Origin of the sequence: Comamonas sp., assembly GCF_009360615.1 — a bacterium.
Taxonomy (GTDB): Bacteria; Pseudomonadota; Gammaproteobacteria; order Burkholderiales; family Burkholderiaceae_C; genus Comamonas.
On sequence record NZ_SPEY01000116.1, the window covers coordinates 1 to 4,206 of the forward strand.

5 protein-coding genes and 1 pseudogene are annotated in these 4,206 nt (G+C 65.1%); 2 read left to right on the forward strand and 4 right to left on the reverse strand.

The genetic code is table 11. From position 1 onward, the window contains the following. Positions 1-133 (reverse strand): annotated as a pseudogene (locus tag E2583_RS23905) (multifunctional CCA tRNA nucleotidyl transferase/2'3'-cyclic phosphodiesterase/2'nucleotidase/phosphatase); the annotation flags it as partial. A 59-nt stretch (positions 134-192) separates the two neighbouring features. Continuing rightward, positions 193-873, reverse strand: a complete 681-nt coding sequence (locus E2583_RS23910; protein WP_291599353.1) for a glutathione S-transferase family protein — start codon at positions 871-873, stop codon at positions 193-195. Between the two features lie 116 nt (positions 874-989). Between E2583_RS23910 and queC the strand changes: the two genes are divergently transcribed. Continuing rightward, positions 990-1,754 (forward strand): 7-cyano-7-deazaguanine synthase QueC, encoded by a 765-nt coding sequence (queC, locus tag E2583_RS23915; protein ID WP_291599355.1) that lies wholly within the window; start codon positions 990-992, stop codon positions 1,752-1,754. Positions 1,755-1,871: 117 nt separating this feature from the next. Here the strand turns inward: queC and E2583_RS23920 are convergent, their stop codons facing one another. Together E2583_RS23920 and E2583_RS23925 are read right to left on the reverse strand one after the other, a co-directional pair. Beyond that, positions 1,872-2,132: a hypothetical protein gene (locus tag E2583_RS23920; RefSeq protein ID WP_291599356.1), complete on the reverse strand. Its 261-nt coding sequence runs from the start codon at positions 2,130-2,132 to the stop codon at positions 1,872-1,874. A gap of 18 nt (positions 2,133-2,150) precedes the next feature. Then, the gene (locus tag E2583_RS23925; RefSeq protein WP_019044041.1) at positions 2,151-2,723 is read right to left on the reverse strand and encodes a 5-formyltetrahydrofolate cyclo-ligase; all 573 of its coding nucleotides are present in this window, start codon (positions 2,721-2,723) and stop codon (positions 2,151-2,153) included. A 15-nt stretch (positions 2,724-2,738) separates the two neighbouring features. Between E2583_RS23925 and E2583_RS23930 the strand changes: the two genes are divergently transcribed. After that, the coding region (locus tag E2583_RS23930) for a lytic transglycosylase domain-containing protein (RefSeq protein ID WP_291599357.1) at positions 2,739-4,206 on the forward strand (1,468 nt) is incomplete at its 3' end.

A 4,206-nucleotide genomic window follows, 5' to 3' on the forward strand; every position in this document is an offset into this window, starting at 1 on the left:
CGGGCACGAAGCCGCGCGCGCTCATCTGCTCCGGTGTGGCTCCGACCACCACCCAGTCCGTGTCGTTGACGGGCAGGCCCAGCAATGCATCGCGCACGGCACCGCCTACCTTGAAAACCTTGAATTCACTCATGCGCCAATGGTAGTGGCTGCAGGTCGGCCTGCAGATACCGCAATCGCGGGATTCCGAGCTCAGCGGTGCAGGCGGTAGGGTTCCTCGAACGGCAGGAAGTCCTGCTCGGCCAGCGCTGCATGAATCCATTCCTGGGTGGCGGGCAGCTGGGTGACCCGCTGCACATAGGCGCGTACCGGTGCAGAGGTCGGCAGTCCGTAGCTGTTGATGCGCATGCAGACCGGTGCAAAAAAGGCATCGGCAATGCTGAACTGGTCGAACAGCATGGGACCGCTGGCGGTGCTCAATAGCGGGGTCCAGAGTTCTTCGAGCTGCTGGAGATCGCTGCGCAGGTCGACATGCTCGGCCCAGAGCCGGGCACCGGTCTCCTGCAGCTGGGCTTCGATATTCATGGGGCAGAAGCTGCGCAGCGCACCGAAGCCGCTGTGCATCTGCGCCACCAGGCTGCGTGCGCGGGCGCGCTGGGCCACGGTCTGCGGCCACAGGTGCTTGTCGGGAAAGCGCTCGGCCAGGTATTCGCAGATGGCCAGGCTGTCCCAGATGGTCAGCCCATCATCGACCAGCAGCGGCACCTTGCCGGTGGGGGCGAGCGCCAGCGCCTGCAGCTTGAAGCTGGAGTCCGGGGCGAAGCTGTCGAAGCGCAGCATGACTTCTTCGAAGCTGATGCCGCTCTGGCGCATCAACACCCAGGGCCGCATGGACCAGGACGAGTAATTCTTGTTGCCGATATAGAGCTTCATGCCGGACTCCTGTGTGTATCTGCCGCCGAGCTTATCAAGCCTGGGCCGCGCGGTCTGTGTGTTTTGATTCCACAGTCCTGCCGGGGTGCCGCGGCGGATGATGTAATTGCAGCACTATGGCAAATACTTCCACTACTTCTGCACACCTGGCTGCGCAGGCGGCCGGGGCCGGTCACCACAAGGGCGCGCTGGTGCTGTTCTCGGGCGGCCAGGACTCGACCACCTGCCTGGCCCAGGCTCTGAGCATGTTCGAGCGCGTGGAGACGCTGGGTTTTGACTACGGCCAGCGCCACAGCGTGGAGATGCAGGTGCGCGCCGGCGTGCGCGAGCAGCTGGCCGAGCGCTTTCCCCAGTGGGCGCCGCGTCTGGGCGAGGACCATGTGCTGTCGCTCGACGTGCTCAGGCAGATCGGCGGTTCGTCCCTGACCGAGGATGTGGCGTTTGCCATGCAGGCCGACGGCCTGCCCAACACCTTTGTGCCGGGCCGCAATCTGCTGTTCCTGACCCTGGCCGGCGCGCTGGCCTATCGTCGCGGGCTGACGGTGATCGTCACCGGCGTCTGCGAGACCGATTACTCCGGCTATCCCGATTGCCGCGACGACACCATGAAGGCCCAGCAGCTGGCGCTGAACCTGGGCCTGGAGCGCCGGCTGCGCATCGATACGCCGCTGATGTGGCTGGACAAGGCCCAGACCTGGCAGCTGGCCCATGACCTGGGCGGCAGCGAGCTGGTGGAGCTGATCCGCACCGAGACCCACACCTGCTACCAGGGCACGCGCGATGCGTTGCACGAATGGGGCTATGGCTGCGGCAGCTGCCCGGCCTGCGAGCTGCGTGCATCGGGCTGGCGCAACTGGCGCCTCAGCCAGTCGGCACAGTGAAATTGATAGCTGCTTTCGTTCAGTGAAAAAGGACTTCATGCTGATAAAGCAATGAAGTCCTTTGATTGAAAGCAGTAAATGCTCCTCAATAAGGAGCATTCTGGCGATGAACCTGATTCAGGCGCCGGGACGCGTGGCGATCTGCCCGGCCTGGATCTGCGCCGTCATCTGGCGCAGCCAGGTCTGGCTTTCGGGGCGCTCGAACAGAAAGTCCCAGATGGCATCGTGCTGACGCGGGGTCAGGCCGAGCGCGCCGTGGCGGCGCATATGGGCTTGCAACCGCTGCAGCTCTGCCGCAGTCAGCGGCAGCTGCATCACGGTCAGCGGAGGGCGCGGGCGGTAGCGGCGCTGGGGAATGTTCTTGCGGGGGCGACTCATGGCAAGGCGAAATAGGGTTCAGACGGGCCAGACCACGCCGTTGTCGTTGAGGATGGCGTCCAGCGGCAGATCATGTGTCTCGGGCTGGAAGTCATCGACATAGCCGTTGGTGTAGCCCAGGCCCACGGTGAACGGGCGCGGGCTCAGCTCGGCCAGCGTGCGGTCATAGAAGCCGCCGCCATAGCCGAGGCGGTAGCCGCCAGCCGCATAACCCACGCAGGGGACAAACAGCAGCGTGGGCACCAGCAGTTCGGTATCCTTGGGCTTGGGAATGCCATAGGCGTCCTCCTCCATGGGGCAGCCGGGATACCAGGCGTGAAAACTCAGCGTCTTGCGCTGTTTGTCGATCACCGGCAGCCCGATTCTGCGCCGTTGTGGAGTACCCTGTAGCTCGCCGTCTTCCTTCCAGCGGTGCAGGGCTGGCAGCGGATCGAATTCACCCTTGATGGGCCAGTAGGCGCCAATCACGGTATCGGGCCGCTCCATCAGCCAAAAGCGCATCACCTGCTGCAGCGCATCGGCGCGTTGCAGGCGATCTGGAAGGTTGAGGCGCAGTTCAATCAACTTGCGGCGTAACGCTGCTTTGTCCATCGGATAATTTCCTCCATGCACTGGCTGAAGATTTTGACACCGCTTTGTGCGGCTTCCCTGCTGACTGTAGCTGCTCCGTTTGCGTTGGCACAGAACTCGGGCGACGCCGTGTTGCTGGACATGCAAAAAGCATTCCGCAGCCGCAATCAGGCGGCGCTGACCCAGCTCCTGCCCCAGGCTGCCGGGCACCCCCTCGAACCTTGGGCCGCCTACTGGGAACTCAAGAACCGCCTGGAGACCGCGTCGCCCGATGAGATACAGGGCTTTCTGAACCGTTACGCCGGTACCTACCAGGAAGATCGCCTGCGCAACGACTGGCTGCTGCTGCTGGGCAAGCAGCGTGACTGGAGCACCTTCAGCCAGGTCTATCCCAGGTTCCGCATGCGCGACGACAAGTCCGTCACCTGCTATGCCCTGCTGGCCGATGCGCTGCAGGGGCGGGGCGCGCCCAATGTGGGGCCGCAGGTGCGCGACCTGTGGATGGCCCAAAAGGATGCCGACGACGGCTGCACCACGGCCGCCAGCCAGCTGTATGCCAGCAAGCTGATCAGCGACGCCGATGTCTGGCGCCGTGCCCGTGTGGCCACCGAAGGCAATCGGCAGAAGGCGGCCCGTGATGCGGTGGCCATCGTCGCCCCCGAGGCGGCCGACCAGGTAGCGCAGGTGTTTGCCTCGCCCGCCAAATACCTGGCGGGTCAGAGCAAGGCGCGCGGGCGTGAGCGCAAGGAACTGGCCCTGCTGGCGCTGATCCGCATGGCGGCCAGCGACCCCGATGCGGCGGCCACGCAGATCGAAGGCGGCTGGGGCGCCCAGCTCAATGGCGAGGAGCGCAACTGGGCCTGGGCCGTGGCCGGCAAGCAGGCCGCCTCCAAGCTCTCGCCCGATGCCAACAGCTACTTTGGCAAGGTGCGCCGCAACGAAGACCTGAACGACGACCTGCTGGGCTGGAAGGCCCGTGCCGCACTGCGCGCCGGCGACTGGAAGGCCGTGCGCCGCGCCATTGACGCCATGGGCCCGGAGCGCACCGATCCGACCTGGGCCTACTGGAAGGCCAGAGCCATGCTGGCGGGCCGCCCCAATGCCGAGGAAAGGGCCGAGGCCCGCCAGCTGCTGGAAGACACGGCTGGCCATGGCAGCTTCTATGAACAGCTGGCGCTGGAGGAAATCGGCCAGCGCATCGGTGTGCCGCCTGCGCCCGCTCCGTTGACGGCGCAGGAAAAGGCGGCTGCACGCAGCAATCCCAGCCTCAATCGCGGCCTGTATGCCATCAGCATCGGGTTGCGCAGCGAGGGAGTGCGCGAGTGGAACTATGCCACCAATCTGCACCAGCCCGGTGGCATGGATGACCGCGAGCTCTATGCCGCCGCCGATCTGGCCTGCGAGCGTCAGGTCTGGGATCGCTGCATCAACACCAGCGAGCGCACCAAGACCTTTGCCGACTGGAAGCAGCGCTTTCCCATGCCCTATCACGACACGGTGCTGG

Coding starts and splice junctions, on each gene's coding strand:
- E2583_RS23920 (WP_291599356.1), bottom strand. CDS start 2,132: ATGAGTCGCCCCCGCAAGAACATTCCCCAGCGCCGCTACCGCCCGCGC.
- E2583_RS23925 (WP_019044041.1), bottom strand. CDS start 2,723: ATGGACAAAGCAGCGTTACGCCGCAAGTTGATTGAACTGCGCCTCAAC.
- queC (WP_291599355.1), top strand. CDS start 990: ATGGCAAATACTTCCACTACTTCTGCACACCTGGCTGCGCAGGCGGCC.
- E2583_RS23910 (WP_291599353.1), bottom strand. CDS start 873: ATGAAGCTCTATATCGGCAACAAGAATTACTCGTCCTGGTCCATGCGG.